This is a genomic window from Halomonas sp. WWR20 (assembly GCF_054602495.1).
This window is the reverse complement of sequence record NZ_JBTRHR010000002.1, coordinates 14,432-33,808: the sequence shown is the minus strand read 5'-3', so window position 1 is coordinate 33,808 and position 19,377 is coordinate 14,432. Positions and strand designations below refer to the sequence as shown.

At 60.5% G+C, this 19,377-nt stretch carries 16 protein-coding genes and 2 tRNA genes; 10 read left to right on the top strand and 8 right to left on the bottom strand.

Annotated features, from left to right (window positions below; all coding sequences use genetic code 11):
• Positions 1 to 4: 4 nt before the first annotated feature.
• From secG to pnp, 10 genes are all read left to right on the top strand, one after another.
• Positions 5 to 364 (top strand): preprotein translocase subunit SecG, encoded by a 360-nt coding sequence (secG, locus tag ACW4DH_RS03460; RefSeq protein ID WP_459634968.1) that lies wholly within the window; start codon positions 5 to 7, stop codon positions 362 to 364.
• Positions 365 to 490: 126 nt separating this feature from the next.
• Positions 491 to 577: transfer RNA gene (locus ACW4DH_RS03455), tRNA-Leu, on the top strand.
• Between the two features lie 110 nt (positions 578 to 687).
• A tRNA-Met gene (locus tag ACW4DH_RS03450) sits at positions 688 to 764 on the top strand.
• A gap of 143 nt (positions 765 to 907) precedes the next feature.
• Entirely contained in the window at positions 908 to 1,369 is a 462-nt protein-coding gene (gene rimP / locus ACW4DH_RS03445) for a ribosome maturation factor RimP (protein ID WP_459634967.1), read from the top strand.
• Positions 1,370 to 1,396: 27 nt separating this feature from the next.
• On the top strand, positions 1,397 to 2,890 hold the full coding sequence (gene nusA / locus ACW4DH_RS03440; protein ID WP_459634966.1) for a transcription termination factor NusA: 1,494 nt from the start codon (positions 1,397 to 1,399) through the stop codon (positions 2,888 to 2,890).
• Positions 2,891 to 2,917: 27 nt separating this feature from the next.
• The gene (infB, locus tag ACW4DH_RS03435; protein WP_459634965.1) at positions 2,918 to 5,491 is read left to right on the top strand and encodes a translation initiation factor IF-2; all 2,574 of its coding nucleotides are present in this window, start codon (positions 2,918 to 2,920) and stop codon (positions 5,489 to 5,491) included.
• A 147-nt stretch (positions 5,492 to 5,638) separates the two neighbouring features.
• Positions 5,639 to 6,052, top strand: coding sequence for a 30S ribosome-binding factor RbfA (rbfA, locus tag ACW4DH_RS03430; RefSeq protein ID WP_459634964.1), 414 nt, complete (start codon positions 5,639 to 5,641; stop codon positions 6,050 to 6,052).
• A complete protein-coding gene (gene truB / locus ACW4DH_RS03425) occupies positions 6,052 to 6,969 on the top strand; it encodes a tRNA pseudouridine(55) synthase TruB (RefSeq protein WP_459634963.1) in 918 nt (305 codons plus the stop codon). Before rbfA ends, truB begins: the two co-directional genes overlap by 1 nt.
• A 176-nt stretch (positions 6,970 to 7,145) precedes the next feature.
• Positions 7,146 to 7,415 (top strand): 30S ribosomal protein S15, encoded by a 270-nt coding sequence (gene rpsO, locus ACW4DH_RS03420; RefSeq protein WP_459634962.1) that lies wholly within the window; start codon positions 7,146 to 7,148, stop codon positions 7,413 to 7,415.
• A 135-nt stretch (positions 7,416 to 7,550) separates the two neighbouring features.
• A complete protein-coding gene (gene pnp, locus ACW4DH_RS03415; protein WP_459634961.1) occupies positions 7,551 to 9,674 on the top strand; it encodes a polyribonucleotide nucleotidyltransferase in 2,124 nt (707 codons plus the stop codon).
• Between the two features lie 185 nt (positions 9,675 to 9,859).
• On the opposite strand, the gene panD is transcribed toward pnp, so the two are convergent.
• The 8 genes from panD to ACW4DH_RS03375 all read right to left on the bottom strand — a co-directional run bounded on the left by panD (position 9,860) and on the right by ACW4DH_RS03375 (position 19,337).
• The gene (gene panD / locus ACW4DH_RS03410; protein WP_459634960.1) at positions 9,860 to 10,240 is read right to left on the bottom strand and encodes an aspartate 1-decarboxylase; all 381 of its coding nucleotides are present in this window, start codon (positions 10,238 to 10,240) and stop codon (positions 9,860 to 9,862) included.
• 26 nt (positions 10,241 to 10,266) lie between these two features.
• Positions 10,267 to 11,118, bottom strand: a complete 852-nt coding sequence (panC, locus tag ACW4DH_RS03405) for a pantoate--beta-alanine ligase (protein ID WP_459634959.1) — start codon at positions 11,116 to 11,118, stop codon at positions 10,267 to 10,269.
• Positions 11,118 to 11,909, bottom strand: coding sequence for a 3-methyl-2-oxobutanoate hydroxymethyltransferase (gene panB, locus ACW4DH_RS03400; protein ID WP_459634958.1), 792 nt, complete (start codon positions 11,907 to 11,909; stop codon positions 11,118 to 11,120). The genes panC and panB overlap by 1 nt, the downstream gene beginning before the upstream one ends.
• 114 nt (positions 11,910 to 12,023) lie before the next feature.
• Positions 12,024 to 12,518, bottom strand: coding sequence for a 2-amino-4-hydroxy-6-hydroxymethyldihydropteridine diphosphokinase (folK, locus tag ACW4DH_RS03395; RefSeq protein ID WP_459634957.1), 495 nt, complete (start codon positions 12,516 to 12,518; stop codon positions 12,024 to 12,026).
• The gene (gene pcnB, locus ACW4DH_RS03390; RefSeq protein ID WP_459634956.1) at positions 12,511 to 13,929 is read right to left on the bottom strand and encodes a polynucleotide adenylyltransferase PcnB; all 1,419 of its coding nucleotides are present in this window, start codon (positions 13,927 to 13,929) and stop codon (positions 12,511 to 12,513) included. The genes folK and pcnB overlap by 8 nt, the downstream gene beginning before the upstream one ends.
• A 936-nt stretch (positions 13,930 to 14,865) precedes the next feature.
• Positions 14,866 to 16,242, bottom strand: coding sequence for a sigma-54-dependent transcriptional regulator (locus tag ACW4DH_RS03385; protein ID WP_459634955.1), 1,377 nt, complete (start codon positions 16,240 to 16,242; stop codon positions 14,866 to 14,868).
• Positions 16,220 to 19,171, bottom strand: coding sequence for an ATP-binding protein (locus ACW4DH_RS03380; RefSeq protein WP_459634954.1), 2,952 nt, complete (start codon positions 19,169 to 19,171; stop codon positions 16,220 to 16,222). Before ACW4DH_RS03380 ends, ACW4DH_RS03385 begins: the two co-directional genes overlap by 23 nt.
• The gene (locus ACW4DH_RS03375) at positions 19,158 to 19,337 is read right to left on the bottom strand and encodes a hypothetical protein (RefSeq protein WP_459634953.1); all 180 of its coding nucleotides are present in this window, start codon (positions 19,335 to 19,337) and stop codon (positions 19,158 to 19,160) included. Before ACW4DH_RS03375 ends, ACW4DH_RS03380 begins: the two co-directional genes overlap by 14 nt.
• Positions 19,338 to 19,377 lie beyond the last annotated feature (40 nt).

Here is a 19,377-nt window from a genome sequence, read left to right as displayed (position 1 = left end):
AAACATGCAAGTTGCCATTCTTATGATTCATGTGGCGATCGCCATTGCACTGGTCGCTCTGGTCCTGTTGCAGCAGGGCAAGGGGGCCGAGGCGGGCGCTTCTTTCGGTGGCGGCTCGTCACAGACGGTCTTTGGTTCGCGCGGTAGTGGCGGCTTTCTTGCCAAGCTGACCGGGGTTTTGGCGGCGGCCTTCTTTGCCACTTCCCTAACCTTGGCATACTTCGCGTCCCAGACAGGGGAGGCGCCGGAAGCCGGTATTCCCGATGCTACGGTAGTTGAACAGCAAAATACGCTGCCTACCCTTGACGAAGATAGCAATAATGGGAATAATACGGCGCCAGCACTCGAGGAAAGCGAGCAGTAAGCGCCGGGATCGAGTGTGTTAGCCAGGCTTCTCGAGTCTGAGTTGCCAAGAGTTGGGCATGGCTTCCCATGGAATCTTCACCAGCGTGAAGTGGAGATACATGGAAAAAAGTGCCCTCCCCCTGATGCCGAAGTGGTGGAATTGGTAGACACGCTATCTTGAGGGGGTAGTGACCTTACGGTCGTGCGGGTTCAAGTCCCGCCTTCGGCACCATTCTTCATCGGCAACGTTTGGCGCTGATGAGAAGTTCGATTGGCAAGATGCGGCGACAGTAGGCACTGTTGACGCAAGCAGGAACGGCGCGTAGAATCGCCAGCCTATGATGCGGGGTGGAGCAGTCTGGTAGCTCGTCGGGCTCATAACCCGAAGGTCGTCGGTTCAAATCCGGCCCCCGCTACCAAGTTTTTCTTACGAAAGGCCCCTTCCAGTGAAGGGGCCTTTTGTTAGCAGCTTATCCTGTTGACGACAACGCCAATCAGCCACCTAGCTTCCTTCTATACTCCCGGTCAGGTGCCTGATGCAACTGCTGTAGGAGCCTCGTCTGTGGCAATCAAGGACGCTGCGCTGTATGCGCTCATCGAGCCGGTGGTCTCGGCCATGGGCTTTGAACTCTGGGGAATCGACTATCTCGCCCAGGGCAAGCATTCCCGATTGGTGATCTACATCGAGAATCCCGACGGTATCAATGTCGATGACTGTGCCAGCGTCAGCCGGCAAGTCAGTGGCGTGCTCGATGTCGAAGACCCCATTCCCGGCGAATACCGGTTGGAAGTGTCTTCTCCCGGTATGGACCGGCCTCTTTTTACCCTTGATCACTTCGAGCGCTTCAAGGGCAGCGACGTGAAACTCAAGCTGCGTACCTCGTTCGATGGGCGCCGCAAGTTCCAAGGGCGTCTGGCCGGTATCGAAGGGGATGAGGTGCTGTTGCATCTCGGTGAAGAGGAATACTGCTTTCCCATCGAAAGCATCGATCAAGCGCACGTCGTGCCGCGGTTCGATGATTAAGGACAGGTTTTCTGGCGAGGCAAAGGCATGAGCAAAGAGATTCTGCTGGTCGTTGATGCGATCTCGAATGAAAAGGGCGTTCCCCGTGAGGTGATCTTCGAGGCGGTCGAAGCCGCACTGGCGAGTGCATCGCGCAAGCGCTTCGAAGGCCAAGAGGTCAGCGCTCGCGTAAAGATCAACCGTACCACGGGTGATTACGACACCTTCCGCCGCTGGACGGTGGTCGAAGATGAAGAGTTCGAGAATCCCGACAGCCAAATTGCGTTATCCGATGCCGAGCAGCGCGATCCACCGCTGGCATTGGGCGATGTGGTCGAAGAGCAGATCGAGTCTGTCGCGTTTGGGCGGATCGCGGCGCAAACCGCCAAGCAGGTCATCGTCCAGAAGGTTCGCGAAGCTGAGCGTGCGCAGATCGTGCGTCAGTACACCGAGCGCGAAGGCGAACTGGTGGCCGGCATTGTCAAGAAGACGACGCGGGATGGGCTGATCATCGATCTGGGGGAGAATGCCGAAGGCTTTCTGCCGCGCAGTGAGATGATTCCCGGCGAACGCTACCGAATGAATGAACGGGTCCGTGCGCTATTGTGGAAAGTGGACCCCGAGACGCGCGGTTCGCAGCTGATTCTGTCGCGCATTCGTCCTGAAATGATCATTGAGCTGTTCAAGATCGAGGTGCCGGAGATCGCCGAACAACTCATCGAGATCAAGGGTGCGGCTCGCGATCCCGGTGCGCGGGCTAAAATAGCGGTCAAGACCAATGACCGGCGTATCGACCCGGTTGGCGCTTGTGTCGGCATGCGCGGTTCACGCGTCCAGGCGGTGTCCAACGAGTTGCGCAACGAGCGGGTGGATATCATCTTGTGGGACGACAATCCCGCACAGTTGGTGATCAATGCCATGGCGCCGGCCGATGTCGCTTCCATTCTCGTCGATGAGGACGCCCATTCCATGGACGTCGCTGTCGCCGAGGATAATCTTGCACAGGCGATCGGGCGTAGCGGCCAGAACGTACGGTTGGCGTCGGAGCTGACCGGCTGGACGTTGAACGTCATGACTGTCGATGAAGCCGAAGGCAAGCGTGAGCAGGAAGTCGACAACCTGGTCGAGTACTTCATCAATCATCTGGAAATTGACGAAGAGCTGGCCCGTGTCTTGATTGATGAAGGTTTTACTTCGCTCGAGGAGCTGGCCTACGTGCCACTCGAGGAGATGCTTGAGATTGAAGATTTCGACGAGGATCTTGTCGAGGAACTGCGTGCTCGAGCGAAGGATGAGCTATTGAACCTGGCCATTGCCTCCGAGGAGGTGCTTGATGGGGCTCAACCTGCCGAAGATCTCCTCGAGATGGACGGTATGGATCGCCACCTGGCCTTTATCCTGGCCAGCAAGGGCATTGTCACCATGGAGGACCTCGCCGAGCAGTCCATCGATGACCTGAAGGACATCGAAGAAGTGGACGAGGAGCGCGCTGCGGCACTGATCATGACTGCCCGTGCGCCTTGGTTCGAGAGCGAACAGTAACTAGGTCACGGGCTCAGGAGGGTCGTAATGTCAGAAATGACAGTGAAAGATTTTGCAGTCAAGGTGGGGCGCGACGTGTCCCGTCTACTGGAGCAAATGCATGAAGCGGGGCTTCCGCACAAGGCGGAAGGCGACGCGGTGTCCGAGGAAGACAAGCAGCGCCTACTCGACCATCTGACCAAGAGTCATGGTAGCGGGCGTGGTGTCAAGAACCGCGTCACCCTGACCCGCAACACCAAGAGCCGGATTCGTTCCGGTGACGGTCGGGGCAAGACGATTGAAGTTCAGGTGCGCAAGAAGCGGACCTACGTCAAGCGCGATGCCGAGGAAGAGGCGCCCCAGGAAGCCGCACAGACCCATTCCGGGCCGGTGCAACTGGTGGGCGACATGGCCAATTCCAATCAGGCTCGTGCCGCGGCTGAACAGGCGGAACGCGATCAGGCCGAGCGCGAGCAGGCGGAACGTGAGCGTATTGCCGCTGAAGAGGCGGCGCGCGAACAGGCCAAGCCCGAAGCGGCGCCCGAAATGCGCAAGCAGACGGCCAAGCCTGCCAGCGAACCGCAGCCCGACGTTATCGCTGATGATGTGCCCAGCACCTCGGAGCCGTTCGTCGAAGCCCCACCCAAGGAGCCGCGCAACGACAATCGTCGTGGCCAGAAAAAAGAAGCCGACCGGCGGGCGACCGGCGGGCGCAGAAGCGGTGGCGGGCGTGACGACGATGATCGTAGCGAACGCAACGAGCGTCGTCGTGGCGGTGCCGCCAAGAAGGTCAAGCGTTCTGAACGCCGCGGCACCCGTCGTGGAGGACGTGACAACGCGCATGGCTTCCAGCGGCCGACCCAGCCGATCGTGCGTGAAGTCTCTATTCCTGAGTCGATCAGTGTCGCCGAACTTGCCGACAAGATGTCGATCAAGGCCGCGGAAGTGATCAAGATCATGTTCACCATGGGTGCGGCGGTCACTATCAACCAGACCATCGATCAGGACACCGCGGCGATTCTTGTCGAGGAAATGGGCCACAAGCCCAAGCTGATCAAGGACGACGCACTGGAGACCGAGGTGCTTGAGGGCATCTCCTATGAAGGCGAGGAGATTACGCGCTCGCCGGTGGTCACGGTGATGGGCCACGTCGACCACGGCAAGACCTCGCTGCTCGACTTCATTCGGCGCACCAAGGTTGCTACCGGTGAGGCAGGAGGTATCACCCAGCACATCGGCGCCTACCATGTCGAGGATGAGCATGGCGGCGTGACCTTCCTGGATACGCCCGGTCACGCGGCGTTTACTGCGATGCGTGCACGCGGTGCCAAGGCCACGGACGTGGTGATTCTGGTGGTGGCGGCGGATGACGGTGTCATGCCGCAGACCGTCGAGGCGATCGAGCACTCCAAGGCTGCCGAAGTGCCGATGGTCGTCGCGGTCAACAAGATCGATAAAGAAGGCGCCGATTTCGATCGTATCCGCAACGAGCTGTCCCAGCACGGCGTCATCTCCGAGGAGTGGGGCGGCGATACCCAGTTCGTCCACGTCTCGGCCAAGACCGGGGAGGGCATCGATGCCCTGCTCGAAGCCGTGCTGCTGGTCTCCGAGGTACTGGAACTCAAGGCTGTGCCGGAAGCGCCGGGCAAGGGCGTGGTCGTCGAGTCCCGTCTCGATCGCGGTCGGGGGCCGGTAGCCACCGTGCTGGTGCAGAACGGCACCTTGAAGAAGGGCGATATCGTGCTGGCCGGTTTGCATTATGGCCGTGTGCGCGCGCTGGTCAACGAGCTCGGCAAGCAGGTCGATTCCGTGGGGCCGTCCATGCCGGTCGAGATCCAAGGGCTCGACGGGACGCCGGAAGCCGGTGAGGAATTCACCGTGGTGGCCGACGAGAAGAAAGCGCGTGAAGTGGCCAACTTCCGTCAGGGCAAGTACCGCGATGTGCGTCTGGCCCGCCAGCAGAAAGCCAAGCTGGAGAATATGTTCAGCCAGATGGGGCAGGATGAGGTGGCCAAGGTCAACATCGTGCTCAAGGCTGACGTGCAGGGCTCGCTGGAAGCCATTCGCGGCGCGCTCGAGGAACTCTCCACGGATGAAGTCAAGGTGGCGGTGGTGTCCTCGGGTGTCGGTGGCATTACCGGAACCGATGCCAACTTGGCGCTTGCCAGTGAAGCGATCGTGGTCGGCTTCAACGTGCGTGCCGATGCCTCCGCACGCGAGATCATCGAGCGGGAAGGGTTGGATCTGCGCTACTACAGCGTCATCTACCAGCTCATCGATGAAGTCAAGCAGGCCATGAGCGGCATGCTGGCACCGGAGTGGCGTGAAGATATCATCGGTATCGCCGAGGTTCGTGACGTCTTCCGTGCGCCCAAGATTGGTGCCGTGGCCGGCTGCATGGTGGTGGAAGGCACCGTACACCGCAACAAGAAGATCCGTGTTCTGCGCGAGAACGTGGTCATCTACGAAGGCGAGCTGGAATCCCTGCGTCGCTTCAAGGATGACGTCAACGAAGTTCGCAACGGCATGGAATGCGGCATCGGTGTCAAGAACTACAACGATGTGCAGGTCGGCGACAAGATCGAGGTCTTCGATCAGGTGCGGGTCGAGCGGACCCTGTAAGGCCACGCAAGATCCGGTTGAGCCCAGCGATGCGCTGGCTGTCTGGCAGGTCGGCATTTTTTTAAACCGGCATGCAAAAGACAGCCGACGGCGGAACTGGGTCTCATCGGTCCTCATGTTATCAGCGAGTCGCTGCAGGAGTGTATGATGCGCGAATTCAAGCGTACCGACCGGGTAGCCGACCAGCTCCAGCAGGAACTGGCGGTTCTCATCCAGCGTGAGATCAAGGATCCGCGCCTGGGAATGGTGACCGTCAGTTCGGTCACCGTCAGTCGCGACTTGGGTTATGCCGATATTTACGTCACTCTGCTGGGCGAGAACGATGCCGAAACCGTCAAGGCGAACATGGCGGTATTGAAGCGTGCCGCCGGTTTCCTGCGCTCGCAGATCGCTCGACGGATCAAGTTGCGTCATGTGCCCGAGTTGCGCTTCCACTATGACGAGAGCGTGGTGCGCGGTCAGCGGCTTTCCTCGCTGATCGATGAGGCGGTCGCCCAGGATCGGTTGCGCCAGCCAGACGTAGACGACGTCGACTCGCCCGGACACGAGGACGAGCGCTGATGGCGCGACGGCGTCGCGGCCGGGCGGTGCATGGTGTTCTGCTGCTCGATAAGCCGCAGGGTGTCTCTTCCAATCGGGCCCTACAGCAGGCGCGTGGTGTCTACCAGGCGCAGAAGGCCGGACACACCGGCACGTTGGATCCCATGGCCACCGGTCTGCTGCCGGTATGCTTTGGTGAAGCAACCAAGTTCTCCTCGTATCTGCTGGAGGCGGATAAGGTCTACCGGGCCCGGGTGAAATTGGGCGAGGTGACCGATACCGGCGATGCCGAGGGACAAGTTACCGAAAGTATGGCCGTTCCGACGCTTTCGGCGCAGGATATCGAGACGGTGCTGGCCCGCTTTCGCGGAGAGATCGAGCAGGTACCGCCGATGTATTCGGCGCTCAAGCACCAGGGTCGGCCACTCTACGAACTGGCCCGCAAGGGAGAAGTCGTCGAGCGTGCAGTCAGGCGTGTGAAGGTTTATGATACGCGCCTTCTGAGCCATGACACGACAGGGTTCGAACTCGAGGTTTCCTGCAGCAAGGGGACCTATATTCGTACTCTGGCCGAGGATATCGGTCGTGCGCTGGGATGCGGAGCGCATATTACCGCGCTGCGTCGTCTCAAGACGGGACCGTTTACGGCTCAGGACATGCGGTCCCTCGAGGTTCTCGATAGCTTGGATCTGCCGGGGCGCGACGCGGTATTGTTGCCCATCGACGTCATGCTGGCGCACCTGCCCCGCTTGTGCGTTGAGCAGAGTGCAGCGGGTCGTCTGCTGCACGGACAGCGGGCTGCGGTGGATACCCTCGGGCTGGGTGAGGAAGACGTGGCGCGGCTCTATTGCGACACCGCCTTTCTGGGACTGGTCAAGGTGACCGCGCCCGGGGAGATTGCCCCTCGCCGGCTTGTCGACACTTCATTGATGAGCTGAGCCAAGCGACGACAAGCTTTTAGGAAACATGCTGGCGTTGCTGAAGCGGCAGCATGGGTCGGGAAATGCAGCGATGGTTTCCCGATAGCGCCCGCAATCGCGGGTTACCTGGAGACTGCAAATATGCGTGGTCTTCGACATTCATCATTTAGGCATATTGCTTACTGGAGAAACAGATGGCATTGACCGCTGAAAAGAAGGCCGAGATCGTTAACGAATACGGCCGTGGTGAGAACGATACTGGCTCCCCCGAAGTCCAGGTCGCACTGCTGAGCGCCAATATCGATGGTCTGCAGGATCACTTCAAGACCAACAAGCAGGATCACCATTCACGTCGTGGCCTGATCCGCATGGTAAACCAGCGCCGTAAGCTGCTGGACTACCTAAAGCGCAAGGATTTCGACCGTTATCAGTCGCTGATCAAGCGCCTGGGGCTGCGTCGCTAAGCCGACCCGGCTACTGTCAGAACAGCGCCTTTCGAACAAGCAACCCTCGGGTTGCTTGTTCTTTTATTGTCCCCCGGTACGCATTAATATGGCCGCCGAGCATATACGAAACTGAAAAAGTCAAAGGACGTCGCCGTGAATCCGGTCAAAAAGACATTCCAGTACGGTCAAAGTACCGTCACCCTCGAGACGGGGCGCATCGCCCGGCAAGCCACTGGTGCCGTGCAGATCACCATGGATGATACGGTTGTCCTGTGCACGGTGGTCGCCAGAAAGGATCTCAAGCCGGGGCAGGATTTCTTCCCGCTGTCCGTCCATTATCAAGAAAAGACCTATTCCGTAGGCAAGATTCCCGGGGGCTTCTTCAAGCGCGAAGGGCGTCCCACCGAGAAGGAAACCCTGACGTCCCGCTTGATCGATCGCCCGATCCGCCCGCTGTTTCCCAAGGGCTACATGAACGAAGTTCAGGTGATCTGCACCGTGCTCTCCGCAGACCGCAACCAGGATCCGGACATTGCCGCGATGTTGGGCACGTCCGCGGCGCTGGCGATTTCCGGCGTTCCCTTCAGTGGCCCCCTGGGCGCCGCGCGCGTGGCGTTTACCGAGGAGCGCGGCTATTACCTCAACCCCAGTGTCGAGGAGCTGGCAACTTCCGAGCTCGACATGGTCGTGGCCGGTACCGATAAAGCCGTGCTCATGGTCGAGTCCGAGGCCAAGGAGCTTTCCGAAGATGAAATGCTCGGCGCCGTGCTGTTCGCCCATCAGGAAATGCAGGTAGCGATCCAGGCCATCAACGAACTCGTGCGCGATGCGGGCAAGCCGAAGTGGGACTGGCAGCCGGTCGGCGAAAACATGGCTCTCAAGGACGCTCTCAAGTCCTCCTTCGAGGCCGGCATCGGCGATGCCTACCGCATCACCGACAAGATGGCGCGTCAGGATGCTCTGGCCGAACTCAAGGCCAAGGCCATTGAGCAACTGGCAGGCGAGGCCGAAGACCGGTTCAAAGAGGAAGACGTCAAGAACGCTTTTGCCAGCCTGGTGAAGCGTGTAGTGCGCGAGCGGGTAATCAATGGCGAGCCGCGTATTGACGGACGCGATCAAAAAACCGTGCGCCCGCTGGATATCCAGGTCGGCGTGCTGCCCAAGACTCATGGCTCGGCGCTGTTCACGCGTGGCGAGACCCAGGCGATTGTCATCGCGACCCTGGGCACGCTGCGTGATGCCCAGTTGATCGAGTCGCTGGAAGGCGAACGCAAGGATCGCTTCCTGCTGCACTACAACTTCCCTCCGTACAGCGTCGGTGAAGCCGGCTTCATGGGGGGGCCCAAGCGTCGCGAGATTGGCCACGGCCGTCTGGCGCGCCGTGGCGTCCAGGCGATGCTGCCTAGCGAAGAGGCGTTTCCGTATACCATCCGCGTCGTCTCCGAAATCACCGAGTCCAACGGCTCGAGTTCCATGGCCTCGGTCTGCGGCTCCTCGCTGGCTTTGATGGACGCCGGGGTCCCGCTCAAGGCGCCGGTGGCGGGTATTGCCATGGGGCTGGTCAAGGATGAGGACAAGTTCGCGGTACTGACCGACATCCTCGGTGACGAAGATCATCTCGGCGACATGGACTTCAAGGTGGCCGGCTCTGCGCAAGGTGTCACGGCCCTGCAGATGGATATCAAGATCGAGGGAATCAACGAGGAGATCATGGAGATCGCCTTGCAGCAGGCGCACGAAGCCCGCCTGCAGATTCTCGAGCAGATGAACCACGTCATCTCCGCAAGCCGTGAAGAAGTTTCGGTCAACGCGCCGTCCATGGCGACGATCAAGATTTCTCCCGATAAGATCCGCGATGTCATCGGCAAGGGCGGTGCAACCATCCGGAGCATCTGCGAGGAGACCGGCGCCTCGATCGATATCGACGACAGCGGCACCGTGCGTATCTATGCGGAAGACAAGGCAGCTGCCAAGCGAGCGATCGATACCGTCCTCGGCATTACTGCCGAAGCGGAGATCGGCAAGCTCTATCGCGGCAAGGTAGTGCGGATCGCCGACTTCGGCGCTTTCGTCAACTTCATGCCGGGAACCGATGGTCTAGTACACATTTCGCAGATCGTACCGGAGCGGGTCAACGACGTGCGCGACTTCCTCAATGAAGGCGATGACGTCACCGTCAAGGTGCTCGATATCGACAACCGCAACCGCGTAAAACTTTCCATCAAGGAAGTAACCGCGGAAGAGAAGGCCGCTTTCGAAGCGACACTGGTGGAATAAGCCGAACCAGTAACCTGCGGTATAGCGCCCCACCTCGGTGGGGCGTTTTTCGTTGGAACTGGACTGTGCAGGCAATCAGCAATCCTGCAGTAACCCGACAATATCGTCACCGGACTAGCGCGGTGATCGTGGGGCACGAAGCAGACGGCCCCGTAACGGCGCAAGACGGTTACGGGGCCAGCAGGTCAGGCGACCTGGACGGGAATGGCGTGGCTGGTGTGGCTAACCGTGTTGCCTTCCTGGAGGTAAATCAGGGAGGGCTTATGCAACTCGAGTTCGTTCTGGCTGTAATGAGCATAGCTGCAGATGATCACGCGATCCCCGACGCTGGCCTGATGCGCCGCCGCTCCGTTGACCGAGATGATCTTCGAGCCCTCTTCGCCGCGAATGGCATACGTGGTGAAACGCTTGCCGTTATCGACGTTGTAGATTTGGATCTGCTCGTATTCGCGGATGCCCGCCATGTCTAGCAGGTCGCCGTCGATAGCGCAGGAACCCTCGTATTCGAGCACGGCATGGGTGACGCGGGCCATGTGCAGCTTGGCCTTGAGCATGATGGTATGCATGAATTTCCTCTCTACATCACCGCGCTTCAGCGCGGCAGGGTGACCGTCAGGTTATCGAGCAGGCGTGCAGGCCCTAGATGCGCAGCGGCGAGGATAATAGCCTCAACGGTAGCGCTGTCAACCGGCTTCAGGTCATGGGCACGTCGTAATTCGAGATAGTCCGGCTTGAAGCCATGTTCGCTCAGCTGTGCCAGTGCGGTGCGGATTGCCTGATCGGGTGCGGCTCCGCCTTCGAGCGAGGCACGCATCTCTTGCAGCGTACGATACAGCGCCGGTGCTCTGGCACGCTCTGTCTCGCTTAGATAGCCGTTGCGAGACGACAGTGCCAGGCCGTCTTCGGCGCGGGCGATGGGAACACCGACAATCTCGATGGGGAAATGCAGGTCGTCGACCAGCTTGCGGATAACCGCGAGCTGCTGGTAATCCTTCTCACCGAAGCAGGCGACATCGGGCTGCACCAGATTGAACAGCAGAGTCACAACGGTTGCCACCCCCTCGAAATGACCAGGACGGCTGGCACCGCAGAGGCCCGCCGAAACCTCGGGCACATGCACCGAGGTCTGAAGCTCTAGACCGCGAGGATAGAGGTCCGTGGCGGCAGGAGTGAACAGCAGATCGCAGCCGGCCTCGTTCAGCTTGCGCCGATCTTCGTCCAAGGTGCGCGGGTAGGCATCTAAGTCCTCGCCGGGGCCGAACTGCATGGGATTGACGAAAATGCTCGCCACGGTGATATCCGCATGCTGGCGGGCCGCTGCCACCAATGCCAAGTGACCTTCATGCAGGTTGCCCATGGTAGGCACCAGCGCGATTCGCTGCCCCGAGCGGCGATAGTCGTTGAGTACTTGGCGTAGCTCATTGATTCGCTGGAAGGTACGCATCAGAAGCAATGCTCCTCGGCCGGAAACCGGCGTGCTTTGACATCGTCATGGTAGGTGCGAAATGCCTGTTCGATGGACCCGCCTTCGGCCAGAAAGTTCTTGACGAAACGGGGGGTACGCCCATGCGTCACCCCGAGCACATCGTGCATGACAAGGATCTGACCGTCAGTGTCGGGGCCGGCACCGATACCGATCACCGGGACATCGAGCGCATCGCGCACGGCACGCCCCAGACTCGCCGGAACACACTCAAGCAGGATCGCCGAGGCCCCCGCATCCACCAGCGTACGGGCGTCATCGAGGATCTGGCGTGCGCGCGCCTCCTCGCGGCCCTGAACCTTATAGCCTCCCAACTGGTAAACGGTCTGGGGCGTCAGGCCCAGATGGGCGCACACCGGCACGCCACGCCGTGTCAGTTCACGGACGCCCTCGGCCATCCAGGCTTCGCCCTCAATCTTGACCAGTTCGGCGCCTGCGCGCATCAGCGTTCCGGCGTCGTGCAGCAGTTGCTCGACAGAAGCATTGCTCATGAAGGGCAGGTCGACCATCAGCAGGCTGCGCTGCTTGCCGCGTGCCACGCAGCGGGTGTGGTAGCAGATATCATCGAGAGTGACCGGTAAGGTACTGGAATGTCCCTGCAGCACCATTCCCAGAGAATCCCCTACCAGCAACACGTCGATGCCGGCGCTGTCGGCGGCATGGGCGAAGCTTGCATCGTAAGCGGTCAGACAACTGAACGTTTCGCCGGCGCGCTTGTGCGCGATAAGCGTGCTCAAGGTGACGGTTTTCATGAGGGCGTCTCGTATAGTCGCACGCGCCCGAAGCTTGCGAGAGGCGGTGCAGTGTTACTTCGGTTGTTACTGGCTAGGTGTGAAGTGTGGAACGGTAACACCGAGGTGGCAACTCTACCTTTGGGGTGGCAGTGCTCGCAAGTCATTACTCTGGTGCGCTTGGGCCAGGTCGGCAATCGTCCGTCCGTGCAGGCGGCGCTCACCGGCCAATTCCGCCAGCGGCACCAGGACAAAGCCCCGAAGATGCATCTCCGGGTGGGGGAGTCGCAGGCGCGGGCTGTCCCAGTGCTGCTCATCGAACAGTAGCAGGTCGAGATCGAGCGTGCGCGGTCCCCAACGTCGCTGACGAACACGCCGGTGACGCTGCTCCAACGCCTGGAGCTGATCGAGCAGGGCCAGGGGAGACAGATGCGTATCAAGTTCAGCCACGGCATTGACATAGTCGGGCTGATCCTGCGGCCCCACCGGGGCGCTGACAAACAGTGTCGAGTGCCTGACCAAGTGCGACAGTGGCAGCTGGCCCAGTTCCACGAGAGCTTGTTCCAGCTGACGCTGCGGGGTGTCGAGATTGCTGCCGAGCCCGATGTAGGCCCGGCGTGCGTCATTCATCGTGGGAGGGGGGCGTTGACGTATCGGCCGTGCCGCGACGGCGACGGCGTGGGCGCCGCTTACGTCCACTCGGCGCTCCTGCCGGCTCGCTATCGACCTTGCTTAGCAGACGGCGCTGGTCATGATCGTCGCCTTCCTGAAAGGCCGTCCACCAGTCGCCGAGTCCGGGCGGGATTTCCTCGGCAGCTTCACGAAGCAGCAGGAAATCGTAGGCGGCGCGAAAACGCGGATGCTCGCGTGTCTGGAAGGCCCGCTTGCCACGACGCTTGGGCAGTCGCAACTGCAAGTCCCAGATGTCGCGCATCGGCAGGCTGAAGCGCTTGGGAATGGAGGTATGTTGAAGCTGGCGCGATATGGCCTGTTGAGAGGCGGTCTGCTGGGCCGGTACAGACGGCATACCCTGCGCTTCGAGATGCTCGGCCCGAGCCCGCATGCCGGGCCATAGCAGGGCGGCAAACAGGAAGGCCGGCGTGACCGGGCGCTCCTGCTGGATGCGCTGATCGGTATTGGCGAGGGCCTGCTCGATAAGCTTTCCGGCCCAGGGTCTGGCATTGATGACTTCATCGGCTTCTGGAAACAGCATGGCGAACAGGCCGTATTCCCGCAGCAGATGGAATGTGGCGACAGCCTGGCCGGAGAGAAAGAGCTTGAGAACCTCCTCGAACAGGCGTGCAGGCGGAATCTGCAGCAGTAACGGCGCTTGCTCGCGAATCGGAGCCTCGGTGGCCGTGTCCAGGCTAAAATCGAGCTTGGCGGCGAAACGCATGGCTCGCAGCATGCGTACCGGATCTTCACGGTAGCGGGTCGCCGGGTCGCCGATCAGACGCAGTGTGCGCTTTTCGAGATCCCGCAGGCCGTTGGCCCAGTCGTGAATCGAGAAATCGGCAATATTGTAGTAGAGCGCGTTAATGGTGAAGTCACGGCGCAAGGCATCTTCCTCGATGCTGCCCCAAACATTGTCGCGCAGCAGCAGCCCGTCCAGCGACTGGTGGGACAACGTCTCATCGTGATGATCTTCCGGTCGGCCGCGGAAGGTCGTGACCTCGATGATTTCGCGCCCGAAACGCACATGTACGATACGGAAACGACGCCCGATGATGCGCGAATTACGGAAAAGGTCACGCAATTCTTCCGGTGTGGCATTGGTCGCGATATCGAAATCCTTGGGAATTTTTCCCAACAGCGAGTCGCGTACGCAGCCTCCGACCAGATAGGCCTCGAAGCCAGCATTATGCAGGCGATAGAGCACTTTCAAAGCGTTCTCGCTGAACAGCTTACGCGAGACAGAATGTTCTTCCCGTGGAATGACGCGTAATGAGGGAGCGCTATCGTCTATGGCGTCCTGAGGTCCGAACAGGGTTTTCAAGCGTTCACCAGGGCGTTGAAAAAAGCGGTTAAATCCTTTGAACATGCGGCGATATCGATTCGCAATATGCAGGGTCTCCAGTGTAGCTGACCGCCTATGCCTTGCAAAGCCATCTACCTCTCAAGAGGCATATTCAATGTGAATGGCAGGTATAACGTGAGGAGTGACGCGGATAAGCCACCCTTGTGGCTAAAAGAGGGTCGACGCAAGGAGGGCTGACGTAGAGAAGGGAGGTCCATTAGGACCTCCCTTGAAGCATTCTGTTCAGCATCCCTGCTGATGTTTCTTCTTCGTGATGGCGCATCGCCTTGAATACGCACCACAGTCCCAATAGGAAATGGCAGGCAAGCAGTGTTCTTGTTATTGGCATTCTTCCCTGGTGGAGACCGTCTCGTATTCAAAACAATAATCCAACCACGACGGCATAGCCTACTCCCAGAGTTTTATTGTTGTTTACGGGAGTGTTCCTCTGGCTGAGCATTATTCTTATAGGGCTCGCGCTGGGAACGTCGCGTCCTGGTTACGTCCGGATTCCGACCCTGATGTTATTGTTGATGGTCGACTCGCATTCTGGGGATTATTGTTATTTAGCCCCTGAGATACGTGAACATGCCCGCCACTGTTGTCGTTGTGATTGTGGTGTCGGGTATGCACCCTCGTAGCGCGTTGTTGTTTTTGGTGGCGGTACGATGATGTCCGGTTGTTGTTTTTCTTGGATTAACTTAGAGCAGGGTGCGTGCCAATTGATGATTTTTTGTTTAATAACAAGTGTTTAGTTTTAATGGGCAAGGTTCCGTTAGTCGTGTGCCTGCGGGGTGTTACCCAGGGTGGAGCATAACGGAGCATTGGCTGGGTGAGATGGTAACAACTGGTGCAAAATAGGTCCGCTTGACGGCTATCGGGCAGTAGTAAAGATGTGAGGGTGACAGGTAGACCATGGTCGCAGTCCTGGGTCGGGTACCGGTAGCGTGCCTCATGTCTTCAGGCGGAGCGTTGCCGTGTAGGCTTTTTGCGCGGGATGCCCAGGCGTTGCCGACGTTCCCACAGGCATTTGCGGCTTATCCCCAGTTTCTGGGCGAGCTCCGTTTCGCTCATCTGATCCTGATGCTCGATCACGAAATGCTGAAAGTAGTCTTCCAGCGACAGGTCTTCCTCGACGTCGGCGGCCATTGTTTCCTGAGGAGACAATGGCGTGCTGGGAGGGGGGCGCCGACAAGGCATATCGGGCAGGCCTAGGTCGTGGGGGTGAATGAGGTGCCCTTCGGCCAGGATGACGCCTCGCTCCAGGGCGTTCTCGAGTTCGCGAACGTTACCTGGCCAGGGGTAGTCGCGGATATCGCGACGGGCGTTGCGCGATAGGCGCAACCCCTCCCGGCCGTGACGCTGACAGGTCATGGCGAGCAGGACATCGGCGATCTGCAGGATATCGTCTTCACGCTCGCGCAGGGGGGGCAGGTCGATCTGCATGACATTGAGCCGGTAGTAAAGATCGAGACGGAACTCTCCGGTGCGCGACAGGGTATACAGGTCGCGGTGAGTTGCAGCGATCAGCCGGACATCCACATGCCGCGTCTCTACCGAGCCCACCTTGCGAATCTCGCCTTCTTGTAGCACGCGCAGCAGCCTGGCTTGGGCGTCGTGAGGCAGTTCGCCGATTTCGTCGAGGAATAACGTGCCGCCGTCGGCCGCTTCTACCAGACCGGTGCGAGCGCTGGTCGCGCCGGTGAAGGCCCCCTTTTCATGGCCGAACAGTTCCGATTCGATCAGCGTCTCGGGAATGGCGGCACAATTGACACAGATCAACGGCGCCTGGGCGCGTTGGCTCTGGCGATGAATGGCGCGGGCCACCAGTTCCTTGCCGGTCCCCGATTCGCCCTGAATCAGGACGGTGACATGGGCCGGGGCCGTCTTGCGGATGCGTTCATAGACGGGCTGCATGGCCGCACACTCGCCAATCATCTCGGAAGGTGCTCGGTGTCCGACAGTCTCGCCAACGCCAGCCGCCTGGCCATGATGGGCATCGATCACACGTCCGATGGTGGCGAGGATCTCGTCGTGATCGAAAGGCTTGGCGATATAGTCCACCGCGCCGAGCTTCAGCGCTTCCACCGCCGAGCGCAAGCTGGCATAGCTGGTCATGATCAATACCGGTGCCGGAGCCGCCAGGCCGATCATTGCAGTGCCGGGCTCGCCGGGTAGGCGCAGGTCGCTGATGACCAGATCGAAGCTGCCCGGGTCGAGTGTGCGTGCCGCGTCGACCGATTCAGCCTCGCTGACAAGATAGCCGTTACGCTCGAGCAGGCGCTTGAGCGCGGTACGAATGACGCCTTCGTCTTCAACGATCAATATCCGGCTCATGAGATCTTTCGCCCTTGTCTTGAGTGAAGGGAAACCACACCGTGACACGCGTCCCGCATGCTTGTCCCGCAGGCGGCGAGTCGATGTGGATCTGTCCGTGATGCTCCTGAACGATGCTATAGACCAAGGACAAGCCGAGTCCGGTGCCCTGGCCGGGCGGTTTGGTCGTGGTGAACGGTTCGAACAGGTGGTTGCGAACCTGCGCTGCGACGCCCTGACCCGTGTCGGTGACGCTCAGGCATATATGCCCCTCCTCCGGGTAAGCCTCGATGGTGACTTCACCCCCCAAGGGGCTAGCATCCCGGGCATTGCCGAGCAGGTTGACCAGTACCTGGGTCAGTTGTTGGGCATTGCCCGTCACACTCAGGCCTTGGGGGCAACGATTGCGATAGCTGATATCCTGACTCGAGCGGGCGAGATGGATCAAGTGCAGGGCCTGTTCGGTGACCTCGCGTAGCTCGACCGCTTCGTGGCTGGCTGGCTGAGCATGCCGTCCGCCATGGGCGAAGGCGGTCAGCGATTGCAGGATGCGTGAGATGCGCGCCGTCAATTGCTGCATCTGCTCCGCCGTCTCGAGAATAACCGGATCCTCGGTATCGTAGCGCAGGTTCTGCGCCAGCGAGGAGATGCCAGTGACGGGATTGCCGACTTCATGTGCGACACCTGCCGCAAGCCGGCCGATGGATGCCAAGCGTTCGGCGTGACGCAGTTCGTCCTCCAGCCACTTCATTTCGCTGTGGTCCTCGACGAGGATGACGACTCCGCCGCGTTCGCCTTCGATGGCCAGCAGCGTCGCCTTGTGCAGGGTCAGATAGCGCTGGCGATTCTGGAGGGTCACGCCCTGCTTGTACAGCTGGGCGTCGTCGGCCTGCAGAATCCTTCCCAGCAGTTCTCCCCAGGGGGCCGGCAGGTTATCGAGCCGCGCGCCGATGACGCTGTTGCCGGCAATGCCGGAGAGGCTTGCCAAGGCGTCGTTCCACATGTGCAGCTCGCCCTCGTCGCTGAAGGCGCACAGGCCCACCGGTAGCTGAGCCAGCGTGCGGCGATGATAGCGGCGCAGGCTGTCCAGCTCACGCGACAAGCCGCGCAGTCGTGACCGGTAGGCCTCCAGGCGGCTCTCCACATAGTAGATATCATCGCTGGCGGGGCGAGCACTCGGCTGGTAGGGCAGTGAGCGGTCGACGATGTCCTGCGCCACCGCGGGGCCCATCAGACCCGAGAGATTGACCTGGATGCGGTCACGCAGGCGGCGTAAGACATAGGGCCGTGCGTCCAACGGTGACAGGTCAAGCTCGGCCAGCGCCCGCTTCACCTCCCGGTCGGCCACCTCGGCGCCCAGCGCCGGAACGAGCCGCCGCCGGATATCGTCGCCGTTATGCGCGGCCAGGGGCAAGCGCTTGGAGTGAATGACGGCATCCACCGAGCAGGCTTCCGCCGCGGCGCGCTCGCCCTCCGATGTCCGTGTGATCAGAGACACGGCAATGAAACTCACGATATTCACCGTCAACGAGAGCAAGGTCACGGCGTACCCGTCCGTCTGGATATCCAGTGCTCCCAGCGCGATGGGCGCCGATACCCACAGTCCATCCCCGGCCAGTAGCGGCAACCACAGCCCCAGCAGCCAGATGGCGGTACCGGCCAGCAAGCCGGTTACCATGCCCTTGCGGTTGGCTCCCGGCCAGTAGAGCACGGCGAGCATCCCCGGTAGGCACTGAGCCATGCCCACGAAGGCGTTGATCCCCAGCATCGCAAGATCATGATGAATGCCGACCAGGCGGTAGAAGAGCCAGCCGCAGAAGATGACCGCAGCCACCAGCGCGCAGCGCAGCCAGTGCAGCCAGCGATACAGGTTGTCGCGGTTGTCGGGAGGATGCGCGACGAGCACCAGATGATTGAGCAGCATACCGGACAGCGACAGCGAGACGAGGATCAGCGTACCGCTAGCAGCGGCCAGCCCGGCGAGAAATACCAGGGCATCGACCCACCAGGCATCGGACAGCATGAAGCCGGCGTAAGCGGCACCCTGTTGCATGCCGAGGCGCTGGGCGGCCCACAAGATCAACGGAATCGGCAACGCCATGCCGAGCAGATAGAGGGGCAGGCTCCAACTGGCCCGGAACAGCGCCTGACGCGAGGGGTTTTCGGTAAAGACCACGTGAAACATGTGCGGCATGAGAAAGGCCGCCGCAAAGAACAGCAGCAGCAAGGTTCGCCACTGACCGGCGTCGAGGCGCATCACGTCATGTTGATATGTCTGGCCGGCACCGTCGAGCCAGGTTTGCAGGTCGGCGGGCCCCTCGAATACGCCGTACAACGCAAACAGGCCGAGGGCAAGCATGGCGGCGAGCTTGACCAGCGACTCCAGCGCAATGATAGCGAGCAGGGAATCCTGGCGTTGGCTGGCCGCCTGGCGGGTACCGAAGCGGATGGCGAACAGCACGCTGACCAGGCACAACAGCACCGTCAGCCAGGTGCTCAATGTGCGGCTGGTGAGATGTCCTAAAGCATTGTCGAGGGTCTGGATCTGTAGCGCCAACAACGGCATGACCGCAAAGAAGGTCACCAGCGTGATGAGCGTGCCCACCCAGCGGCTGCGAAAGCGAAAGGCAAACAGGTCGGCCAGCGAGGCGAGCTGGTAGGTCCGGGTCAGACGATGGATAGGGGAGAGCAGCACCGGCGCAAGCAGAAAGGCGCCGGCAACGCCGAGGTAATAGGCGAGATAACCGTAGCCGGCTTCCGCCGCCAGTTCCAAACTGCCGTAGGTGGCCCAGGCGCTGGCATAGACGCCCAACGCCAGTGCATGCACCGCCGGATGACGAACGATGCGTTCCGGCACCCGGCGACGCTCCACCGCGACGGCAGCTATGAACAGCAGCATCAGGTAGCCGAGCCCGAGTCCCAGACCGCCGATCAGATTAGCGTTGTTCATCCAGGGCCCGTTTCTGTTCCAGCCACACCGACAGGGCGATCAGCACCCCCCAGATCAGAAAGGGGCGATACCAGGCGCTGCCTGGGCTCGCCCAGCCGCTCATCAGCAGGGGGGAGAGCAGATAACCGCCGAAGACCAGAAACAGCATGATGCGATACACATACATAACGGCGCTCGGATAACGTGAGAGGTCCGAGTCTAGGCAG